The sequence below is a fragment of the Alteromonas sp. OM2203 genome (assembly GCF_048517045.1).
Lineage (GTDB): Bacteria > Pseudomonadota > Gammaproteobacteria > Enterobacterales > Alteromonadaceae > Alteromonas > Alteromonas gracilis.
Map to the genome: position 1 here is coordinate 1,058,005 of NZ_CP183209.1, position 22,256 is coordinate 1,080,260.

The 22,256-nt window shown below is 44.7% G+C and carries 18 protein-coding genes; 15 read left to right on the plus strand and 3 right to left on the minus strand.

What is annotated here, in order from left to right; translation table 11 throughout:
• Positions 1 to 30: 30 nt before the first annotated feature.
• The 3 genes from dapD to map form a co-directional block, all read right to left on the minus strand.
• Positions 31 to 855, minus strand: coding sequence for a 2,3,4,5-tetrahydropyridine-2,6-dicarboxylate N-succinyltransferase (gene dapD / locus ACM0P2_RS04785; protein WP_120960526.1), 825 nt, complete (start codon positions 853 to 855; stop codon positions 31 to 33).
• Positions 852 to 3,503, minus strand: coding sequence for a [protein-PII] uridylyltransferase (glnD, locus tag ACM0P2_RS04790; protein WP_159118551.1), 2,652 nt, complete (start codon positions 3,501 to 3,503; stop codon positions 852 to 854). Before glnD ends, dapD begins: the two co-directional genes overlap by 4 nt.
• Positions 3,504 to 3,760: 257 nt before the next feature.
• A complete protein-coding gene (gene map / locus ACM0P2_RS04795) occupies positions 3,761 to 4,555 on the minus strand; it encodes a type I methionyl aminopeptidase (protein ID WP_105932353.1) in 795 nt (264 codons plus the stop codon).
• A 411-nt stretch (positions 4,556 to 4,966) separates the two neighbouring features.
• Here map and rpsB point away from each other — a divergent pair, with 411 nt between their 5' ends.
• The 15 genes from rpsB (at position 4,967) to dnaE (ending at position 22,202) form a co-directional block, all read left to right on the plus strand.
• The gene (gene rpsB / locus ACM0P2_RS04800; protein ID WP_105932282.1) at positions 4,967 to 5,698 is read left to right on the plus strand and encodes a 30S ribosomal protein S2; all 732 of its coding nucleotides are present in this window, start codon (positions 4,967 to 4,969) and stop codon (positions 5,696 to 5,698) included.
• Between the two features lie 121 nt (positions 5,699 to 5,819).
• The gene (gene tsf / locus ACM0P2_RS04805; RefSeq protein WP_105932281.1) at positions 5,820 to 6,692 is read left to right on the plus strand and encodes a translation elongation factor Ts; all 873 of its coding nucleotides are present in this window, start codon (positions 5,820 to 5,822) and stop codon (positions 6,690 to 6,692) included.
• A 235-nt stretch (positions 6,693 to 6,927) separates the two neighbouring features.
• Complete coding sequence (pyrH, locus tag ACM0P2_RS04810; protein ID WP_105932280.1) at positions 6,928 to 7,665, plus strand: UMP kinase; 738 nt, start codon at positions 6,928 to 6,930, stop codon at positions 7,663 to 7,665.
• A 23-nt stretch (positions 7,666 to 7,688) separates the two neighbouring features.
• Positions 7,689 to 8,246, plus strand: a complete 558-nt coding sequence (gene frr, locus ACM0P2_RS04815; protein ID WP_159118552.1) for a ribosome recycling factor — start codon at positions 7,689 to 7,691, stop codon at positions 8,244 to 8,246.
• A gap of 9 nt (positions 8,247 to 8,255) precedes the next feature.
• Positions 8,256 to 9,038, plus strand: a complete 783-nt coding sequence (uppS, locus tag ACM0P2_RS04820; protein ID WP_159118553.1) for a polyprenyl diphosphate synthase — start codon at positions 8,256 to 8,258, stop codon at positions 9,036 to 9,038.
• A gap of 54 nt (positions 9,039 to 9,092) precedes the next feature.
• Positions 9,093 to 9,956: a phosphatidate cytidylyltransferase gene (locus ACM0P2_RS04825; RefSeq protein ID WP_159118554.1), complete on the plus strand. Its 864-nt coding sequence runs from the start codon at positions 9,093 to 9,095 to the stop codon at positions 9,954 to 9,956.
• Positions 9,956 to 11,143, plus strand: a complete 1,188-nt coding sequence (gene ispC / locus ACM0P2_RS04830; RefSeq protein WP_159118555.1) for a 1-deoxy-D-xylulose-5-phosphate reductoisomerase — start codon at positions 9,956 to 9,958, stop codon at positions 11,141 to 11,143. The genes ACM0P2_RS04825 and ispC overlap by 1 nt, the downstream gene beginning before the upstream one ends.
• Entirely contained in the window at positions 11,137 to 12,489 is a 1,353-nt protein-coding gene (gene rseP, locus ACM0P2_RS04835) for a sigma E protease regulator RseP (RefSeq protein WP_159118556.1), read from the plus strand. The genes ispC and rseP overlap by 7 nt, the downstream gene beginning before the upstream one ends.
• A gap of 58 nt (positions 12,490 to 12,547) precedes the next feature.
• Positions 12,548 to 15,025: an outer membrane protein assembly factor BamA gene (gene bamA, locus ACM0P2_RS04840; protein ID WP_105932275.1), complete on the plus strand. Its 2,478-nt coding sequence runs from the start codon at positions 12,548 to 12,550 to the stop codon at positions 15,023 to 15,025.
• 61 nt (positions 15,026 to 15,086) lie between these two features.
• Positions 15,087 to 15,602: an OmpH family outer membrane protein gene (locus ACM0P2_RS04845; RefSeq protein WP_105932274.1), complete on the plus strand. Its 516-nt coding sequence runs from the start codon at positions 15,087 to 15,089 to the stop codon at positions 15,600 to 15,602.
• A gap of 193 nt (positions 15,603 to 15,795) precedes the next feature.
• On the plus strand, positions 15,796 to 16,245 hold the full coding sequence (gene fabZ, locus ACM0P2_RS04850; RefSeq protein WP_105932351.1) for a 3-hydroxyacyl-ACP dehydratase FabZ: 450 nt from the start codon (positions 15,796 to 15,798) through the stop codon (positions 16,243 to 16,245).
• Between the two features lies 1 nt (position 16,246).
• On the plus strand, positions 16,247 to 17,017 hold the full coding sequence (lpxA, locus tag ACM0P2_RS04855; protein ID WP_105932273.1) for an acyl-ACP--UDP-N-acetylglucosamine O-acyltransferase: 771 nt from the start codon (positions 16,247 to 16,249) through the stop codon (positions 17,015 to 17,017).
• Between the two features lie 2 nt (positions 17,018 to 17,019).
• The gene (gene lpxB, locus ACM0P2_RS04860; protein WP_159118558.1) at positions 17,020 to 18,168 is read left to right on the plus strand and encodes a lipid-A-disaccharide synthase; all 1,149 of its coding nucleotides are present in this window, start codon (positions 17,020 to 17,022) and stop codon (positions 18,166 to 18,168) included.
• Positions 18,161 to 18,733 (plus strand): ribonuclease HII, encoded by a 573-nt coding sequence (gene rnhB, locus ACM0P2_RS04865; protein ID WP_201282649.1) that lies wholly within the window; start codon positions 18,161 to 18,163, stop codon positions 18,731 to 18,733. Before lpxB ends, rnhB begins: the two co-directional genes overlap by 8 nt.
• Before the next feature lie 4 nt (positions 18,734 to 18,737).
• Positions 18,738 to 22,202 carry a DNA polymerase III subunit alpha gene (gene dnaE, locus ACM0P2_RS04870; RefSeq protein WP_159118559.1) on the plus strand — a complete coding sequence of 1,155 codons (3,465 nt, stop codon included), beginning with the start codon at positions 18,738 to 18,740 and terminating at the stop codon, positions 22,200 to 22,202.
• Positions 22,203 to 22,256: the final 54 nt, after the last annotated feature.

The window sequence follows — 22,256 nt, forward strand, 5'->3', positions numbered from 1 at the left end:
GAGCCGTTAGCGATAAGCCAGGAATACTACTTACTCTACGCCGCGAAGTAGCGCGTTGATACCTACTTTCGCGCGGGTTTTGGCGTCTACTTTCTTCACGATGATAGCTGCGTAAAGACTGTATTTACCATCGGCGCTTGGCAGGTTACCCGCCACTACTACTGAACCTGCTGGTACACGGCCATAATGAATTTCACCGGTTTCGCGGTCATATATACGCGTACTTTGGCCGATGTAAACACCCATTGAAATTACTGAGCCTTCTTCAACAATTACGCCTTCTACAATCTCAGAGCGTGCACCGATAAAGCAGTTATCTTCGATAATAGTAGGGTTTGCTTGGAGCGGCTCTAATACACCACCGATACCTACACCGCCGGAGAGGTGAACATTCTTGCCGATTTGTGCACATGAGCCAACCGTCGCCCATGTATCTACCATAGTGCCTTCGTCTACGAATGCACCAATATTAACATAAGAAGGCATTACTACCGCATTTTTACCTACGAACGTACCTGTGCGTACAGCGGCAGGTGGAACAATGCGCGCACCGTCTGCTGCAAATTGTTCTGCGGTGTAGTTAGTGTATTTAAGCGGCACCTTGTCATAAAACTTGCTTTCCGCACCTTCAATTACATCGTTATTGTGAAGGCGGAAGAAAAGTAGAACAGCTTTTTTAAGCCATTGATGTACCACCCATTCGCCAGCAATCTTTTCCGCAACACGGCCTTTACCGCTGTTAAGAAGGTCGATAGCTTGTGCTACTGCATCTCTTACTTCATCAGGTGCAGATGAAGGGCTAATGTTGTCGCGATTTTCGAAGGCGTCTTCAATAATGGCTTTCAATTCATTCATGGTATTGTGATATCTTCAAGTTGGTCGAGTTTAAACAGGATCCGCTTTTTAAGGTTTACCTGTTGTTCTTGGGTTAATGCTTTGCCAGCGTCATTGCTGACGATAAAAATATCTTCAGCTCGCTCACCTATGGTGGCAATTTTTGCAAGCTTTAGCGTCATATTAGTATCAACGAATGCATGCCCAATTTTAGCTAAAATGCCTGGAGCGTCTAGGGCTTCTAACTCAATAAGTGTGGCTTCGTCGTTGATACTGAAAAAACGAACCTTAGTCGGAACGTCTAATTGTTTCATTTGTCGTGGTAATTTGCGCCTGTTTTCGTGTGAGCGCCCCGGTTTTTCTAATTGGGCAGAAATAGCATTTTCAATTGACGAAATACGAGACTCGGAACTTATCCGGCTACCATCGTTTTCAAGAATGAGCATACTGTCAAATACATAGCCATCACGTGTTACTGTTACGTGGGCATCATGAATTGAACAATTGCGGCTATCAAGAACAGAAGCGACTTGAGCAAATAAGGCTTTTCTGTCTTTGCCATAAACAAACAACTCAGTGCCACCTTTGGCGCTGTTATCGTTTGCTTTAACGAGAAGCCCATCGTGTTCTGGCGAAAGCCAATCATCCTGCGCCTTTATGATCTCATCGGTGTGCCAGGCAATTTGCGTGGGTTTAAAGCGAACAAAATAGTCGTCATCAAGGCGTGCCCATAATGCATCAATGGAAATAGGGTCGATAGCTCGTTCCTGTAAAATCTGTCTCGCTTGATGCTTATGGGTGGCAACGCGTTCGTTAAGCGTTACCTGACACTGCAGGCCATTGTCCAACGCCTTCTGTGTCATTAGATAAAGTTCGCGAAGTAGCGAGGCTTTCCAGTCGTTCCATAAATTGTCGTTAGTTGCTCTGATATCAGCAAGCGTAAGTGTGTAAAGCAAGTTTAGATGGTTATGACTTCTTACTGCACTTGCAAACTCACTTATTACGTCAGGGTCATAGATGTCACGACGTTGGGCTACTACAGACATAAGCAAATGATTTTCAACTAACCATGCGATCATTTCAGCGTCGTCACTTGATACATTGTGCTGCTTACAAAACTTCGCCACATCTTGTGCGCCTAACGTTGAGTGATCGCCATTTCTACCTTTTGCAATGTCGTGGAAAATCGCTGCGATATAAAGAACTTCTGGCTTATCTAGGTTTCTGCAAATTCTGCCACAGCGCGGAAAGTCTTTGTTCTCTCTCGAGAAAAAGTAATTTACATGTTTAACAAGTCTATGGGTATGTTCATCTACCGTATAGGCGTGGAACAGGTCAAACTGCATCATGCCCACAATCGTATCCCATTCAGGTAAATACGCCTGCAAAATACCGTACTGATGCATGATGTCCCAAGCAAAATCGAAGAACTCAGGCTGTTTCATTAAGCGCATGAATTTTTCACGGCACAGCGGGCGTTCTACATAATACTCAGCTTCAAACGCGCGGTGAGCATTACGCAATTGACGAATACATATGGTGCTCAGGCCTTTTACGTCAGGTAGATTGGCCACCAAATTCAAAAAATCTAAAATTGCTTCAGGTGATGAAAATACGGTTTCGTGTCGTGGCGAAATCATATTGTCGAGAAGCTCAAAGTCTTCATTAATTACAACGCTTTTTTGAACGCTTTGATTAAGCATGTCGTATTTGAAGCGTTGAAGCAGCATTTGATTTAACTCTGATACACGCGCTACCGTACGGAAAAAGTCACGCATCATTTTCTCAACGGACGATTTCCCTTCTTCACCGTAACCCATCATCTTTGCAACGTCGGGTTGATAGTCAAAAAGTAATCGGTTTTCGCTTCTACCAGCAATTAAATGAAGTGCGCAACGCATTTTCCAAAGATGCATACGACAAGCGATTAATTCACTGTGCTCTTGTTCGGTAAAGTACCCGTGACCCACCAAATTCCAGCCGTCATACTCTTTAAAGTGCTTTTTCGCTACCCAGCCTATCGACTGAATATCTCGCAAGCATCCGGGGTTTTCTTTGATGTTTGGCTCAAGGTTGTAGGCGGTGCCGTTGAATTTGGCATGACGTCGCTTCTGCTCATCATATTTAGCAGAGAAAAACGCTTTACTCGACCAAGAGTTTCTACCATTAACTTCATCCCACAATTTATCAAAGGTAGTTTCACTGCCGCAAAGCAAACGGCTCTCAACTAAATTGGTCGCAATGGTAATATCGTCTTTTGCTAGCTTAACGGTTTCTTTAATGGTCCGGACAGACTGGCCCACATCAAGTTTAATGTCCCATAATAGGGTAATAAATTGACCAATCTTTTCTTGAACTTCAGGCTTCAGCTTCTTTCTACTGACAATAAGTAAGTCAATATCTGAGTGAGGCTGCAAGTGACCTCGACCATATCCGCCTACCGCGCAAAGTGACAGTTCGTCTACGGTGTCGAGACCGTAAAGTTGCCAAAGATGACAAAGAAGCGCATCGACAAACTGCGCACGTCCAGTAACGAGTTGATTAACTGGCGTTACGTCAAAGGACTCGGTTATCCATGTATAACTGGCCTCCACGCAAGACTTAATTGCGGGGATTTCATCCACAGAGTTTATGGTGTCGATATTCTTTATCAGTGATTGCAGCGTCAAAATGCACCTTTGAATTAGACTTCTTTTTAAACGCTACGAACAATAGCATGAATTGGTAGCACTTCGCAGTAGCAAATTAATGCATAAGTTAGGTTGAATTGTGAATATTTATGGTTTTTTGTTATAGGTGTGTAGCATGACAATAAAGAAGGCTAGATGGGTGTTGAAGTAATTTGTTCCACGTATTTATTTGAAAAAAGCGGCAACGATAAATCGATGCCGCTTAAATTAAAAACCAGAGACTATGGTTCATTTTATTAGTTATGAGAAATAACCCGCTCCAACGCTTCTTCTTCTCTAAGTGTTAGCACCTCAACACCAGTCTCTGTTACAAGCAATGTATGTTCCCATTGGGCACTTAAACTTCTGTCTTTAGTTACCACCGTCCACTGGTCTGGCAGCACTTTTGAATAGCGTTTACCCGCGTTTACCATAGGTTCGATAGTAAAGCACATACCTGGCTCTAATACATCGCCTGTGCCCGGTTTGCCGTAATGAACAATCTGTGGCTCTTCATGGAAGCTAGCGCCAATACCGTGACCACAATATTCTCGAACAATTGAATAGTTATGCGCTTCTGCATGAGTTTGGCAGATGTGACCGATATCACCGAGGCGCATGCCTGGCTTCACTTGTTCTATGGCTTTATACAAGCATTCTTGAGTTACGCGAATAAGCCGCTCAGCAAGAATTGAGGGTTTACCAACTACGAACATTTTTGATGTATCGCCGTGGTAGCCATCTTTTATAACAGTTACGTCAATATTGATGATGTCGCCGTCTTTCAATTTTTTGTCGGAAGGTATTCCATGGCAGATGCAATGATTTACTGATGTGCAAATTGACTTAGGAAACGGCGGGTGGCCATAATTTAGTGGTGCTGGCACGGCCTTCTGCTCGTTTACGATGTAATCGTGGCAGATTGTATTTAACTCGTCAGTAGTAACGCCTTTCTTAACATAAGGCCCTATCATTGTGAGAACCTCGGCAGCCAGTTTACCGGCAACGCGCATTTTCTCGATTTCTTCTGGGGTTTTGATAATAGCTGTCACAGCGCCTCTCAAATCTTTTGAAACTAGTGTTGATGAAGAATTTATTTCTCTACGCATTATAGCACTAAACAGGTCATTCTTAGTAAGATGCTGAAATTAAGTGATTTTATTTGTATAGCGCTGACGAATGTAAAAGTGTGCGCTATAGCGCTTCTTTTAATAAAGCTACACCATTTTGGCCTTGCCTTTTTACCCTCAAAACTTGAGGCTAGGGTTAGATTGTGATATAAAGCGCGCGCCCTGACGGAAAGCTCATTTTGCTGCTCGCATTTAGCACCGTTTTAGAGGGTAAATTTATTCTATTAAAACACACATATACCGACACTTCGTATCGGGGTGTTCAGTTCAATCTAGGTTGGTCTGAATCGATACAAGGGGTATATGGAGGCCTAACCCCAAGAGGAAAATAAAATGGCTAATGTTTCTATGCGTGACATGCTGAAAGCCGGTGTGCATTTCGGTCACCAAACTCGTTACTGGAACCCAAAGATGAAGCCTTTCATCTTCGGCGCTCGTAACAAAGTTCATATCATCAACCTTGAAAAAACGGTTCCACTTTTCAACAACGCACTTAACTACCTTTCAGGTGTTGCGTCTAAGAAAGGTAAAATCCTTTTCGTTGGTACCAAGCGTGCAGCTGGTGAAGCGGTTAAAGATGCTGCGCTTAAGTGCGACCAGTACTACGTAAACAAGCGTTGGTTAGGTGGTATGCTGACTAACTGGAAAACAGTACGTCAGTCAATCAAACGTCTTAAAGAGCTTGAGCAGCAAAGCCAAGACGGTACGTTTGAGAAGCTAACTAAGAAAGAAGCACTTATGCTTCAGCGCGAAATGGACAAGCTTGAAAACAGCCTTGGCGGTATCAAAGACATGGGCGGTCTTCCAGACGCAATCTTTGTTATCGACGCAGATCACGAGCACATTGCTGTAACAGAAGCGCGTAACCTTGGTATTCCTGTTGTTGGTGTTGTTGATACAAACTCTAACCCAGACGGTGTTGATTACATCATCCCTGGTAACGACGATGCTATCCGCGCTATCCAACTTTACTTGGATGCTGCTGCAAACGCTATTAACTCAGGTCGCGAAAGCAACCTTGAAGTACAAGCTGAGCAAGACGACTTCGTAGAAGCGGCAGAGTAATTCTGATTGCTGACTGTCATATCTTGATAATATGACAGGACTACAATACGAAACGTATTGAGAGGGGCGGTATCGCCCCTTTTACCTAACGAATTTATATTTAATGCTGAGGAATTGAAAAATGGCAGTGACTGCAGCACTAGTTAAAGAACTGCGCGAACGTACTGGCGCAGGTATGCTGGATTGTAAAAAAGCCCTGGTTGAAACCGATGGTGACATTGAGTTAGCCATTGAAAATATGCGTAAATCAGGTCAAGCGAAAGCGGCTAAAAAAGCAGGTCGTATCGCAGCTGAAGGTGTTATCCTTACTAAAGTTGAAGGTGGTCGTGCGACCATGCTTGAACTTAACTGTGAAACTGACTTCGTAGCACGTGACGAAGGTTTCCTTAAGTTCGGTAATGAGCTTCTAGAAGTAGCAGCAGCGAACAACATCAACGATATCGACGCACTTAACGACGCAGACCTTAACGGTTCTAAAGTAAGTGAAGTTCGAGATGCACTTGTTGCTAAAATTGGCGAAAACATCTCTCCTCGTCGCGTAATTAACGTTGAAGGCGATACGCTTGGTGCATACGTACACGGCGGCCGTATTGGTGTTATCTCTATCCTTACTGGCGGCGACGAAGAGCTAGCGAAAGACGTTGCAATGCACGTTGCAGCTGCAAGCCCGCAGTTCGTTAAGCCTGAAAACGTTCCAGCAGAAGTTGTTGAGAAAGAGAAAGAAATCCAAATCGAAATCGCTATCCAGTCTGGTAAGCCAGCTGATATCGCAGAGAAAATGGTTGCAGGCCGCATGAAGAAGTTCACTGGCGAAGTGAGCTTGACTGGTCAGCCTTTCGTTAAAGATCCTTCAATCTCTGTAGCTGAGCTTCTTAAGAACAACAGCGCAGACGTAATCAACTTCGTACGTTTCGAAGTTGGTGAAGGTATCGAGAAGAAGACTGAAGACTTCGCTGCTGAAGTAGCCGCTCAAATGGCCGCTGCTAAGAAATAATTCAGTGTTTATCTTTTGCATTACGCAATAGTTAGATAAACTACAAAGCACCTCCTAGGAGGTGCTTTTTTATAGCTGAACGTCTTTCGTCTTGCCATTGCAATGCGTAAGTGTGAAGCTAGGCGAGACAAGTGCGCGCCTGCCTAAAGAACGAAAGCGATTTGTCCTATGTTTTTTTGCGTATAATGCGCCGAAAGGCATAGGACAAACCGGGTTTACGAGGACAATTCAAACTATGAGTATCACACCAAAATCAGCATACCGACGCATTCTGTTAAAGCTCAGTGGTGAAGCCCTAATGGGGGCTGAAGGCTTTGGCATAGACCCTAAAGTGTTAGATAGAATGGCACAAGAGATTAAAGAGCTGGTTGAACTTGGTGTTCAAGTTGGTCTTGTTATCGGTGGTGGTAACTTGTTCCGTGGTGAAGGGCTAGCGAAAGCGGGTATGAACCGTGTTGTTGGCGATCACATGGGCATGTTGGCAACCGTTATGAATGGTCTTGCCATGCGTGACGCGCTTCACCGAGCATTTGTAAATGCTCGTATGATGTCAGCTATTCCGCTAAATGGCGTGTGCGATGCGTACAACTGGGCAGAAGCGATTAGCTTACTAAAATCAGGTCGTGTTGTTATATTCTCTGCCGGAACGGGTAACCCTTTCTTCACTACAGACTCTGCGGCTTGCTTACGTGGCATCGAAATTGAAGCCGATGCGGTACTAAAGGCGACTAAAGTGGACGGTGTCTATAGCGATGACCCAGTGAAAAACCCAGAAGCAACGCTTTATGACGAGCTGACCTACCAAGAAGTATTAGAAAAAGAACTTAAAGTGATGGACTTGTCTGCGTTCACTTTGGCGCGTGATCACAGCCTACCTATTCGCGTATTCAACATGAATAAGCCTGGTTGCCTAAAGCGTGTTGTGATGGGCGAGAAAGAAGGTACTGTAATTCGCCACGCTGACAACGATTAATTAAGAACAATAGGATACAAAACGTGATTGATGAAATTGAATTAGATGCGCAAGAGCGCATGGAGAAAAGCCTACTTGCATTAAAAGGCCAATTCAGCAAAATTCGCACAGGTCGTGCGCATCCAAGCCTTCTAGACGGCATCATGGTACCTTATTACGGCGTAGACACGCCGCTCAAGCAAGTGGCTAACGTTGTTGCTGAAGACAGTCGTACATTAGCGCTTACTGTATTCGACAAGAGTGCTATACAAGCAGTAGAAAAAGCGATCATGCAGTCTGACTTAGGCCTTAACCCAATGAGTGCGGGTGGTTCAATTCGTATTCCACTTCCTCCACTTACAGAAGAGCGCCGTAAAGATCTTATTCGTGTTGTTCGCAACGAAGCTGAAGGTGGTCGTGTTGCTATTCGTAACATCCGTCGTGACGCTAATGGCGACATTAAAGATCTTCTTAAAGAAAAAGAGATCAGTGAAGATGAAAGCCGTGCAGCTGAAGAGAACATTCAATCTATTACTAACGATTTCATTAAGAAAGTCGACAGCATGCTTGCTGACAAAGAAAAAGAACTAATGGAAGTTTAAGTAAGTATTATGATTGGAAAGCGTTTTAGCGCAGCCAAATCGACGAAAGCTGAGGTGCCGGCAGTCACTGCTGGCCCGAAGCACGTTGCGATCATTATGGATGGCAACGGTCGGTGGGCGCAAAAGAAAGGGAAAATTCGTACCTTTGGCCACAAGGCCGGGGTAGAGTCTGTACGTTCTGTTGTGCGCTTTGCACGTCAAAACGGTATTGAGTCACTTACGCTATTCGCGTTTTCAAGTGAAAACTGGAAACGTCCTGAGGAAGAAGTCAGTGTATTGATGGACTTGTTTAATCTTGTCCTTAATAGTGAAGCAAAACGATTACACAAAAACGGTGTGCGTTTGCAGGTCATAGGTGATGTTGAAGCGTTTGATGCTAAGCTAGTCGAAAAAATTCGCAAAGCCGAAGACATGACTAAAGACAACAAAGACTTAGTTTTAAATATCGCTGCAAACTATGGCGGTAGATGGGACATTGTCAATGCTGCTAAAAATCTTGCGATGCAAGTGAAAAGTGGTGAACTTGATGTTGAGAGCATCAATGAAGACGCATTTAATGCGCATATTTCAACGGCTAACCTTCCCGAGTTAGACCTTCTCATTCGCACTGGCGGCGAGCACCGTATTAGTAATTTCCTGCTGTGGCAGTGTGCCTATGCCGAATTGTACTTCACAGACGTACTTTGGCCTGACTTTAACGAAGACGTATTTCAATTAGCCGTAGACGATTTCAATGTGCGCCAACGTCGTTTCGGTCTAACCGGTGAACAGGTAGTCACAGCCGATGGTTAACACCATGCAGGCAATTATCAGGCTAGCCCTGGTAACTAAAGCCAAGGGCAAATTATGCTAAAACAACGAATAATAACTGCATTAATCCTAGCGCCACTGGCGCTTTACGCTATTCTTTTCCTTCCCATTTTTTGGTTCGAAATAGCCATTGCTGGCGTGGTTGGCATAGGCGCTTATGAATGGGCAAACATGTCGGGCGTGTGTGAACGCCCTAAGAAGCTCATTTATATGGCGGGTGCTTTTGCCATATGCATTGCACTCTCATTGATTGTTGATGCAAGTATGATTTGGTATCAAGGCCAACTTCATGGTTTGTACCGCGCCATACTTACCGTGGCTGTATTATGGTGGATAGCCTCGTTGTTTATGGTGCTTGCCTATCCTAAATACTCAAAGTTTTGGAAAGACAGCCGCAGTGTAAGAACCTTGTTTGGCGCGCTGACATTAATTCCAACTTGGGTGGCTGTGGTTGCACTTCGCACTAGTTTGCATGATGTTGACCCTTTCTATGGTGCATCGCTTATCTTTTATGTACTCGGTATTGTATGGGCTGCCGACATAGGTGCATTCTTTGTAGGTGTGAAATTTGGTCGCCATAAGCTGCGCCCTAATGTGTCGCCTGGTAAAAGTTTAGAAGGCTTATTAGGTGGCATTGCTGCTTCGTTCGCTATTATTGCTTTTGCGGCACTCCACTATCAGGTAGAGCCATCTCGCATTTGGCTTCATCTCGCTATAGGTGGTATTACGGTTGCCGTTTCGGCATTAGGTGACTTGAACGAGAGTATGCTAAAGCGTTGTGCTGGTATAAAAGACAGCGGTAAAATTCTTCCTGGGCATGGTGGCGTACTTGATAGAATTGACAGCTTAACAGCGGCATTTCCCGTATTTGCGTTTTGCTATGTAACTTGGATGGCGTAATGCAAACAGTTACCGTTTTAGGGGCCACAGGCTCCATTGGTTGTAATACGTTAGATGTTATAAACCGTCACCCAGAAAAGTATCGTGTTTTTGCTATCACGGGTAATTCACAGCTTAAATTGCTTATGGAGCAAGCCCAAAAAAGCTCGCCGCGCTATGTAGTTGTCGCTGATGAGTCGCATTATCAAGCAGCTTGTGAACTTGCAGTTCAATATGGTGTCGACGCTGAAATATTAGCGGGAAGTCAAGCGCTTGAAGAGGTGTCAAGCGCGCCGGAAGTTGATGCAGTGATGGCTGCAATTGTTGGCGCAGCAGGTCTTCTTCCTACATTAGCAGCAGTAAAGGCTGGTAAACGGGTTTTACTTGCAAATAAAGAAGCGCTCGTTATGTCGGGGGCACTTTTTATTGATGCGGCTAATCAAAGCGGTGCCAAAATTCTTCCAATTGATAGTGAGCATAACGCCATTTTTCAATGCCTTCCGCACGATTATGAGTACGGTAATTTTGCGGCATCCGGCATTCATAAAATACTGCTAACGGGCTCAGGCGGTCCTTTCAGAGAAAGACCTTTAAGTAGTTTTTCTTCAATCACTATCGATGAAGCGAGCACTCACCCAAATTGGTCTATGGGCAGGAAAATAACCATCGATTCGGCAACCATGATGAACAAAGGTCTTGAGTTTATTGAAGCTTGTTGGCTGTTTGGTGCGGGAGCCGGAGACATCGATGTGGTTATTCACCCACAAAGTATTATTCACTCTATGGTGCAATACGTTGACGGCTCGGTTATCGCGCAAATGGGCAACCCTGACATGCGCACGCCTATCGCTTATGGATTGGCGCATCCTGAGCGAATAGAGGCGGGAGTCGATCCACTCGACTTTTCTAATATGGCGAATTTTAGTTTTCAAACTCCTTGTTTCGAACGCTACCCCAACTTAAAGCTCGCGATTGATGCTTGTAAAGAAGGGCAATGTGCGACGACAAGGATGAATGCTGCTAATGAAGTGGCCGTCGAGGCGTTTCTTCAAGGAAAGATTCAGTTTTCTAACATCGCTCAAGTGAACGAAGCCACATTAAACGCCATGCCCTATGTATCGGTTAGTTCGATACAGCAAATAGTAGAGCAAGACAGTTTGGCGAGAGCGAAAGCTGACGAGATTATTCGAGGAAAATTTCAGTGCTAGCATTTTTATGGAGCCTAGGCGCATTTATTGTTGCCTTAGGTATTTTAGTTGCGGTTCACGAGTGGGGGCACTTCTATGTTGCCCGTAAATGCGGTGTACAGGTAGAACGCTTCTCAATAGGTTTTGGAAAGCCAATTTGGCGTAAGTTAAGCAAATCTGGCACAGAGTATGTCATTGCTATGATCCCGCTTGGTGGATACGTTCGCATGCTTGACGGACGTATTGACGATGTACCACCTGAACTAGCAGATAAGGCCTTTAATAATAAACCGGTATTGCAGCGCATGGCGGTGATTGCGGCTGGACCTGGGGTCAACTTTATATTTGCCTTTTTCGCGTTATGGGTAATGTATTTAGTTGGACTAGATACCGTGAAACCTGTGGTCAAAACCATCGAACCCAATAGTATTGCAGCTATCGCAGGCGTTAAGCCAGGCGATGAAATTATCAAGGTAGGCGATAGAATTACACCAGATTGGGAAGCGGTTAATTTAGAAATTGTCTCAAATATCGGCGCTGAAAAAGCCAGTGTTACGGTTAAAAATCCATCAAATGTTGAAAAAGAACTGAGTTTTACGCTGAATGCTTGGAACTTTGACCCAGATCGCGAGTCTCCTTTAAGCAGCTTAGGGCTAACCCCTTACCGCCCTGATGCAACATTAACCGTTGGCTTTGTCGGTGAGGGAAGTGCAGCACAACAGGCTGGGTTGCAGCCTGGTGATAAACTGTTAGCGCTTAACGGTAATAGGCTGCAGTCGTGGGAACGTTTAGTGGAAGAGATTGTTGAAAGCCCAGGAGAGCAAATATTGCTCGAAATAGAAAGGGATGGACAAACACTTGCGTTAAATGCCACGATAGCGCGCCGCGATACACCACAAGGGCAAAGTGGTTATCTAGGCGTTAGCCCAACGTTTGAGCCTTGGCCTGAGGGGTATGTGTTTACACATCAATATGGCATTATAGAGGCTATTGGGAAGGCGCTAGATAAAACGTGGCGTCTTATGACACTGAGTGTCGAAATGATAGGGAAGCTCATTACTGGCGACGTGTCGGTGAAGAATTTAAGCGGACCTATCTCAATTGCTCAAGGTGCGGGAACAAGTGCTGGGTATGGACTTGCGTACTTCTTGAGTTTTCTTGCCTTAATAAGCGTGAATTTAGGCATTATAAATTTATTACCCTTGCCCATGCTTGACGGTGGTCACCTCATGTTTTTTATCGTGGAGTGGATCACAGGCAAACCTGTGCCTGAAGCCGTGCAGGAATGGGGTTACAGAATAGGTGGCGTGCTTCTGTTTATGATAATGGGTATCGCAATTTTTAACGATATCGCTCGCATAACCTGATAGATATCAGGAAGTACAAAACAGCTAATACAAAACGCGGCCAGGAAAAGAAAAATAGATGAAGTTAAAACAGTTAGTAGCAGCCGGAGCCATTCTTTCCAGTGCTAGCTTCGCCAACGCTGCGGCGCAAAACAGTGAATTTGTCGTTGAAGACATTCGCGTTGAAGGTTTGCAACGTGTTGCACTAGGTGCAGCCTTAACCTACTTGCCCGTTCAGGTTGGCGACGAGCTCAATACATTTAGGGTAACGCAGCTTATTCGCTCGTTATACTCTTCAACTCACTTTGAAAACGTTGAAATTCTTCGTGATGGTAATACGCTAGTTGTGCGTGTTGCTGAACGTCCAACGATCAGTAATATCATTTTTGAAGGCAACGATGATATTAAAGATGAGCAGCTTCAAGAAAGTTTGGACGGTAATGGCGTTCGTATCGGTGAGCCGCTTGATAAGACAGTATTGACCTCAATTGAGAACGGCTTAAAAGATTTCTTTTACAGCATCGGCAAATATAACGCTGATGTGACCGCCATCATTACGCCTTTACCGCGTAACCGGGTAGACTTAAAGTTATTGTTTGAAGAAGGCGATGCTGCTGAAATCGAACAAATAAATATCGTCGGTAACGAAATTTTCTCAGACGAAGAGCTGATGGAAGCTTTCGAACTGCAATATGATACGCCATGGTGGGACTTCTTATCTGAAACTCGCTATCAGCAGCAAACGTTGCAAGGCGATATGGAAACGCTTCGTAACCATTATCTGAATCGCGGCTACCTTCGCTTTAACGTAGACTCTACACAAGTATCAATGACGCCAGAAAAATCTGGTATCTACATTGCGATGAATGTGTCTGAGGGTGAGCAATACACTATCTCTGAAGTTGAACTAGTGGGTGATGTGCTGGGCCACGAAGAGTACATCGAAAGGGTGCTTCCCCTCACTACTGGCGAACTTTATAACCAAGCAGAAGTTACCTATACAGAAGAGTTCATTAGTAAGTACTTAGGGCGATTTGGTTATGCTTATCCAACAGTGACTACCGTTCCTGAAATTAACGATGATGACAAAACGGTAAAACTGACGTTGTCAGTTGACCCAGGTAAGCGTATTTACGTAAATCGCATCAAGTTCAACGGTAACGTTGTAACCGCTGATAGCGTGTTGCGTCAGAACGTAAGCCAAATGGAAGGTACGTGGTTATCTAATAACCTACTTGAATCTTCTAAAAACCAGCTTTCTCGTCTTACCTACATGGAAGATGTAGAGTTTGAAACAGTTCGAATCCCGGGCTCTGAAGATAAAGTTGATGTTAATTTCAACGTTAAAGAACAGCCTTCTGGCTCGTTCAATGCCGGTATCGGCTACGGCGACAGAACAAAACTCAGCTTACAAGCGGGTATCCAACAGGATAACTTCTTGGGTACGGGTAAGCGTATTGGTCTTAACCTTAGCACAGTGTCGTATCAGCGAAGCGCGCAAATAACTTACAACGACCCTTATTTTACTATTGACGGCATTAGTTTGGGCGGAAGTTTAGGCTACAGTGAATTTGATGGTTCTGACTTCAACGTTATTCAATATAACTCGAAACGGTGGTCTATCGGCGCGAACGTAGGTTACCCTATCAACGAATTTAACCGTATAAACTTTGGATTGACTTACAGTAATGTTGAGTTGTTCAACCGTGGTTATTATGAACAGACTGAGCAGTTCTACAATCAGTTTACCAACGGTGAAGACCCTGATGCTGCTATTAAGTACGACAGTTATTTAGCTAGCGTAAGCTGGAGTAGAAGTACATTAAACCGGGGGTTATTCCCAACAGCGGGCTCATCACAGCGTGCCTCTGTTAGTATTACTACCCCTAACTCAGACGTTAATTACTTTAAAACCGTATTTGATGGTAAGTGGTACTTCCCGCTATCGCGTAACCAGCGTTGGTCATTCTTGGCGCGTATGCGTCTAGGGTATGGTAACGGTTATGGCGATATAAACGGCAACGAGCAAATACTACCGTTTACTGAGAACTTCACGGCAGGTGGTGCGGATTCACTGCGTGGATTCGAGAACAATACAGTGGGCCCAAGGGGGGTATTCCTTGGAAACGCGGGTAGTATCGTGGGGCCAGACGGTGAAGCTTTCCCAGGCGATCCAACAGATGCTCAATTATCTTGGTCTACGCGCAGCTTAGGTGGAAACGCCATGGCACTCGGTGGTGTTGAGCTCATAGTTCCAACGCCATTTGTAGAAGAAGATATGGATAACTCTGTTCGCACAAGTTTGTTTGTGGATGTGGGTAACGTATGGGATACTGAGTTCGATTATGACTATTACAGTCAGTTTCAAGTGGCCTCAACACAGAGAGGCGAGCTATTAGACTATTCTGACTGGAGTCTGTATCGTAGCTCGGCAGGTATATCGGTTCAGTGGATATCTCCAATGGGGCCGATGGTATTCAGCTTCTCGAAAGCGATACAGCAACGTGATGGTGACGATGCGAGATTTTTCACTTTCAATATTGGTCAAACTTTCTAAAACATTAAAGCGAGCGTGTAATAATCGCGCTCTATAACAAGATTTACAAAAGGAGTTCCCTTTGAAACAGTTGGTTAAACATATCGTTGCAGGAGCAATGTTGGGTAGCGCTTTAGTAAGTACGTCTGTAATGGCTGAACAGAAAGTCGCTGTAGTAGACGTTCAAGGTATTTTCCAAGCAATGCCTCAAGCTGCTGAAATACAAAACGCTATTCAAGCTGAGTTTAAAGATCAGCTTGAAGAAGTGAATCAACTTCAGCGTGACGGTCAGTTTTACGCGGAGCGTCTTCAACGCGATGCGGCGACGATGAGCGATACCGAAAAGAAAGAACTTGAACAAAAAATCTTGTCAGTTCGTGAAGAGCTTTCTAAAAAAGGTCAGCCTTTACAGCAGAATATCCAACGTCGTAGCAACGAAGAACGCAATAAGCTTCTTGGCCTTATCAAACAGGCTATTGACTCTGTAGCAGCAAAGCAAGGTTACGACCTAGTGCTTAACTCTGGCGCAGTTGCATTTGCAAAAGAAGAGCACGACTTATCTGAGCAAGTACTTCAGCAGGTTAGCAAAGCTAACTAATCGACGGTTTGAAACAGTCGTGAAATATATCAGGCCAATTTCCGAAAGGTGTTGGTCTGATTTGTTTTTTGCGCTTAACAGCGTATGGTTGCCGCCGTTTTTAGTTTTTACGGCGAGTTTGACCAAATACCAATCAATTATCCGCATTGGTATGAAATAGTCATGGGTCATGCTTGTATACAGGAGAAAGTTTTTGGCCAATTCACTCAATACCATCGAAATTCAAGAAATTTTGGAGTTACTTCCACATAGGTATCCATTTTTGCTTGTTGATCGTGTAACAGACTATGTTCTGGGTGAGTCTGTAAAGGCTTATAAAAATATTACTATTAATGAGCCTTGTTTCACTGGGCATTTCCCTGGGCAGCCTATATTCCCAGGCGTCCTTATCTTAGAAGCCATGGCCCAAGCCGCCGGTGTTTTAGGATTCAAGACCATGGGTAATAATGATAAGTTATACTTGTATGCAGGGATCGACAATGCACGCTTTAAGCGTCCAGTTGTTCCTGGAGACAAGCTTGAGTTTGATGTTGCTCTGGTTAAAGAGCGCAGAGGGATTTGGAAATTTAAAGGTACTGCAAGTGTCGACGGCGACATTGCTTGCTGTGCAGAGTTTATGTGTGCGATGAGAGAGATAGCGTAACGTGATCCATCCTACTGCGGTAATTTCAGAAAGTGCAACGATTGGTGAGAATGTCACCATTGGTCCCTTTTGCGTGGTTGACGACAACGTCACCATTGGTGATGGGTGTATTCTGAAATCACATGTGGTGGTACGCGGCCCTACGCGTATCGGTAAAAATAATAAGTTTTATCAGTTTTCTTCAATCGGTGAAGACTGCCAAGATAAAAAGTATGCGGGCGAGCCTACTGAGCTTGTTATCGGTGACGACAACGAATTTCGTGAAGGCGTAACTGTTCACCGAGGCACTATCCAAGATAACAGTATTACCATCATTGGTTCTCGTGGTCTGTTTATGGCTAACGCACATATCGCCCATGACTGCGTGCTAGGTGACGATATTATTATCGCCAATAATGTAGCAGTGGCAGGGCACGTTCACATCGACGATTTTGTTATTGTTGGCGGCGCTACAGGCATTCACCAATTTTGCAAGATTGGTGCACACGCCTTCTTAGGTGCCGGCGGTATCATTTTAAGAGATGTTCCTCCTTTTGTGATGGTAAGTGGGCAAAAGAACATTCCTCAAGGAATAAACTCTGAAGGCCTTAAGCGTAGAGGCTTTTCGAAAGAAGAGGTACTTGAGATAAAGCGTGCTTATAAAGCTATTTATCGCGAAGGAAATACCATTGATGAAGCGATTGAAAAGCTTGCCGAGCCTGCTGATAAATTTGATGGTGTGGCATTAATGGTTAAGTTTTTGCAAGACGCTAAGCGAGGCATCATTCGCTAATTATGTCTAAGCCAATTCGTATCGGCATGGTTGCCGGAGAGCCCTCTGGTGATGTGCTTGCCGCTGGAATGGTTGCAGAACTAAAACGTCAATATCCTGATGCTATCATCGAGGGTATTGGCGGTCCAAACATGATAGAAGCAGGTTTCCATAGTCTTTTCGACATGGAAACCTTATCAGTAATGGGGCTTGTTGAAGTCCTCTCTCATTTACCTGCTATTTTAAAAGTCAAAAAACAGCTTCTCGCTCACTTTGCACAAAACCCACCAGATATTTTTGTGGGAATTGATGCGCCTGATTTTAATTTGAGAGTAGAGAAAGCCCTCAAAGCCCGCGGTATCAAAACCATGCACTATGTAAGTCCTACGGTGTGGGCGTGGCGTGAGAAAAGGATTCACAAGATAGCGAAAGCGGCTAATCGCGTATTGGGTTTATTTCCTTTCGAACAGCAGGTTTACGACAAATATAATGTTCCCTACACCTTTGTGGGGCACACAATGGCTGATGCTGTTGCCATAGAACCAGACCAAAAGGCGGCAAGAAAGACGCTTGGTGTAGACGAAGCTGCGCCAGTTCTAGCTGTGCTTCCCGGCTCCCGTCGTGGTGAAGTGGATACGCTACTTCCGGTGTTTTTAGAAACCATTGAAACTATCCATGCGAAGCGTAGTGATATTCAGTTTCTTATTCCCGCTGCAAACGAGCATCGTTTTGCGCAGATAAAATCACTATTGCTTGCAGCCAATAACGCAGAGGAGCGTTTACCTATTCACGTAACACAAGGTACTTCCCGTGATGCGATGATCGCAAGTGATGTTATTTTGCTTGCTTCAGGTACGGCTACGTTAGAGGCTATGTTGTGTAAGCGCCCAATGGTAGCCGCTTATTTACTTGCACCGCTCACTTACAAAATAATGCAGCGTTTATATAAAGCGCCGTTTTTCACGTTGCCAAATCTATTAGCTAATGAAGCGATTATTCCTGAATTACTCCAAGATGATGTCAATGCAGAGAATATGAGCAATCAGTTACTCAACTTCTTCGAAAGTGACAATTCAGCCCTTATTTCCCGTTTCACCGACCTCCACCATACGCTAAAATGCAATGCTGATAAAACAGCAGCAAAAGCTGTCGTGGAGGAATTGTTTGCATAAGTTAATTGCCGGTGTTGATGAAGTGGGGCGCGGACCACTGGTAGGTGATGTGGTCACTGCCGCGGTTATTCTCGACCCAGAGAATCCAATTGAAGGTCTCACTGATTCTAAAAAGCTCAGCGAGAAGAAACGGGTAGCGCTCGCTCAAGAAATTCGTGAGAAAGCGCTCTATTGGAATATTGGTAGAGCCAGTCCAGAAGAGATCGATAAACTCAATATTCTTCAAGCGACAATGTTAGCGATGGTCCGTGCAGTTGAAGGCTTATCTGTGAGGCCGGATTTTGTGCGCGTAGATGGAAACCGCGTGCCCGCTTGGAATTATGAGTCTGAGGCTGTCGTAAAAGGAGATAGCCTTCATGCTGAAATTTCAGCAGCTTCTATTATCGCTAAAGTAGAACGCGATAACGACATGATTTCGCTCCATGAAGCCTATCCACAGTACAATTTTGCAGGGCACAAAGGCTACCCAACCAAAGCTCACTTTGAAGCCATTGCTGAATATGGCATTTTAGATTGCTATCGTAAAAGCTTTAAGCCCGTTAAAGCGTTACTTGAAGAGAAATAACACCATGTCATCGCCATTTATTCATTTACGTGTTCACAGCGATTATTCGATGATGGACGGCTTAAATAAAGTTAAGCCTATATTGGGGAAGGTTGCCGAGCTTGAGATGCCCGCGGTGGCGATAACCGACCAAATGAATATGTGTGGCTTGGTAAAGTTTTACTCCGAAGCACATAACCTAGGCATTAAGCCGATCATTGGTACAGATTTTTGGGTAACTAACGAAACGTTTGGCGATGAGCCATTCAGACTCACCTTATTGGCAATGAATAACGAAGGGTATAAGAATATCACGGTTCTTATATCTAAAGCCTATCTTCGGGGGCATTTGGCTCATCGCGCGGTGATTGATCAAGAGTGGCTTATTGAGCATAGCGAAGGGGTTATTATCCTCTCCGGTGCTCAGCATGGCGATGTGGGCGTAGGTTTAACGAAAAACAATCCCAAGCTTTTAGACAGCGCTGTCGATTTCTATCAAACTCACTTTCCTGATCGCTTTTATTTAGAACTTATTCGAACAGGTAGGCAGGGTGAAGAAGATTATTTGCACCGTGCGGTAGAGCTTGCTGAGCAGCGCGGTATGCCTGTCGTTGCCACTAATGAAGTGTGCTTTATTGACCAAGAAGGCTTTGACGCACATGAAATTCGTGTGTGTATCCATGACGGTTATACGTTAGATGATAATCGCCGCCCTAAGCGCTATAGCGACCAGCAGTACCTTCGCACAAGTGAAGAAATGGTTGAGCTATTTGCCGATATTCCAGAAGCCATTGAAAACACGGTTGAGATTGCTAAACGCTGTAATGTCACGGTTCGCTTAAACGAGTATTTCTTACCTCAGTTTCCAACAGGTGGCATGACCACCGAAGACTTCTTGGTTAAGGTGTCTGAAGAAGGGCTCGAAGAACGGTTAGTGTTTCTTTTTCCTGATGAAGAAGAGCGCAAAGCCAAGCGCCCTGAGTACGATGACAGACTTCGCATTGAGCTAGAAGTTATCAACCAAATGGGTTTCCCAGGCTACTTCCTTATCGTTATGGAGTTCATTCAGTGGAGTAAAGATAACGGTATTCCGGTAGGGCCTGGGCGTGGTTCCGGTGCGGGTTCACTGGTAGCTTATGCCCTTAAAATTACCGACCTAGACCCGCTTGAATTCGACTTGCTATTCGAACGTTTCTTGAACCCAGAGCGTGTATCTATGCCCGACTTCGACGTCGACTTCTGTATGGATAGACGAGACGAGGTAATCGACCACGTTGCTGAACTTTACGGGCGTCAGGCGGTATCGCAGATTATTACATTCGGTACAATGGCGGCAAAAGCGGTTGTGCGCGACGTAGGCCGTGTACTTGGTCATCCTTATGGTTTTGTAGATAGAATTTCAAAGCTTATTCCACCAGATCCGGGCATGACGCTTGAAAAGGCGTTTAAAGCTGAGCCACAACTACCAGAAGTTTATGAAAGTGATGAGGAAGTTAAAGACCTCATTGATATGGCCCGTATTCTTGAAGGGGTAACCCGTAATGCGGGTAAACACGCCGGTGGCGTTGTTATTGCGCCAACGACAATCACAGATTTTTCGCCGCTATATTGTGACGATGAAGGTAAGAACCCAGTAACCCAATTCGACAAAAACGACGTTGAAACAGCAGGGCTTGTTAAATTCGACTTCTTGGGTCTTCGTACGCTGACGATCATTCAGTGGGCAATAGATATGATCAAGGAAGGCAAGAATGTTGATGTAGATATCAGCGCTATTCCCCTTGAAGATCCTAAGAGTTTTCGAACTCTTCAAAACGCCGAGACAACGGCGGTATTCCAGCTTGAATCTCGAGGCATGAAAGAGCTGATCAAGCGCCTTAAGCCGGACTGTTTTGAAGATATCATCGCATTGGTAGCCCTATTCCGTCCTGGACCGCTTCAATCAGGCATGGTAGATAACTTTATTGACCGTAAGCATGGTCGTGAAGAAATATCTTACCCCGATGCGGAATATCAACACGAGTGTCTTCAAGAAATTCTTGAGCCCACCTATGGCATTATCTTGTATCAGGAACAGGTAATGCAAATAGCCCAGGAAATGGCGGGCTATTCACTGGGCGGTGCTGACTTGCTGCGCCGTGCAATGGGTAAGAAAAAGCCGGAAGAGATGGCTAAGCAGCGCGGTACCTTTGCTGAAGGCGCCAAGGGCAATAACATTGACCCTGATCTTGCGATGAAAATCTTCGACTTGGTAGAAAAGTTCGCGGGTTACGGCTTTAACAAATCTCACTCTGCTGCTTATGCGTTGGTGTCTTACCAAACCCTTTGGCTGAAAGTGCATTATCCTGCGGAATTCATGGCTGCGGTAATGTCGGCGGATATGGATAACACCGATAAAATCGTGACGCTTGTGGATGAATGCGAGCGCATGGGCATTGAAATACTGCCGCCAGATTTGAACGCGGGTAAATACAAATTTACCGTCGATAGCGAAGGCCGCATTGTCTACGGTATTGGTGCAATTAAAGGGGTAGGTGAAGGTCCTATTGAAGCCATTATCGAAGCGCGCGAAACCCAGGGTGCATTTAAAGATCTTTTTGATTTTTGTGCGAAGGTTGATATTAAGCGCGTTAATAAACGGGTGTTAGAAAAGTTAGTGCTTGCAGGCGCTATGGACAACTTAGGTCCACATCGCGCTACATTGATGGCTACTTTACCTGATGCCCTTGCCGCCGCGGGACAGCATGCTAAGGCGGAGTCGTTTGGTCAATCAGACATGTTTGGGCTTTTAACTACTGAACCCGACGAGGTTAAACAAGCCTTTGCAGATGTACCGCAGTGGCCAGAAAAAGTGTGGCTAGAAGGTGAAAAAGATACCTTAGGGCTCTACTTGACGGGCCACCCCATAAATCAGTATGCGGAAGAATTACGTTATTACACCGATGGTCGCTTAGTTGATTTAAAACCGACTAATAAAGATCAAATGGCTAGCGCGGTTGGTTTAGTACTTGGCGTTCGTGTTATGACGAACAAACGAGGGCGTCGTTGGGCGATAGTGACACTTGATGATAAGAGTGCCAGAATAGATGTACGTTTCTTCCCCGATATGTACGAACAGTTCGAAAGCGTGTTAGAAACTGACAGAATATTGCTAATAAAGGGACAGGTCAGCTTTGATGATTTCTCTGGGGGCAATACAATCACCGCCCGTGATGTAATGGACATTGTTCAAGCACGAGAGAAAAACGCGAGAGCACTGGCGCTTAATATTGATACCCAGTTGCTTGAACCAAAGAAAATGAGTCAGATGCAATCTATCCTGCAGGCATTTAATGGTGGAAGTTGTCCTGTTCAGTTAGCGGTAACCCATCCGGACGCTGAAGTTACCTTGGCGTGTGGTGCAAGATGGTACGTTACCCCTGAAGACCAACTTTTACACGATCTCAAACAATGTTTGGGAGACAAAGCCGTATCAATTCTCTACCATTAAGGGTAAGAGTTCGTTAGATTGGACATCTCGCGTTTGTATAAACGAGCGTAGTAC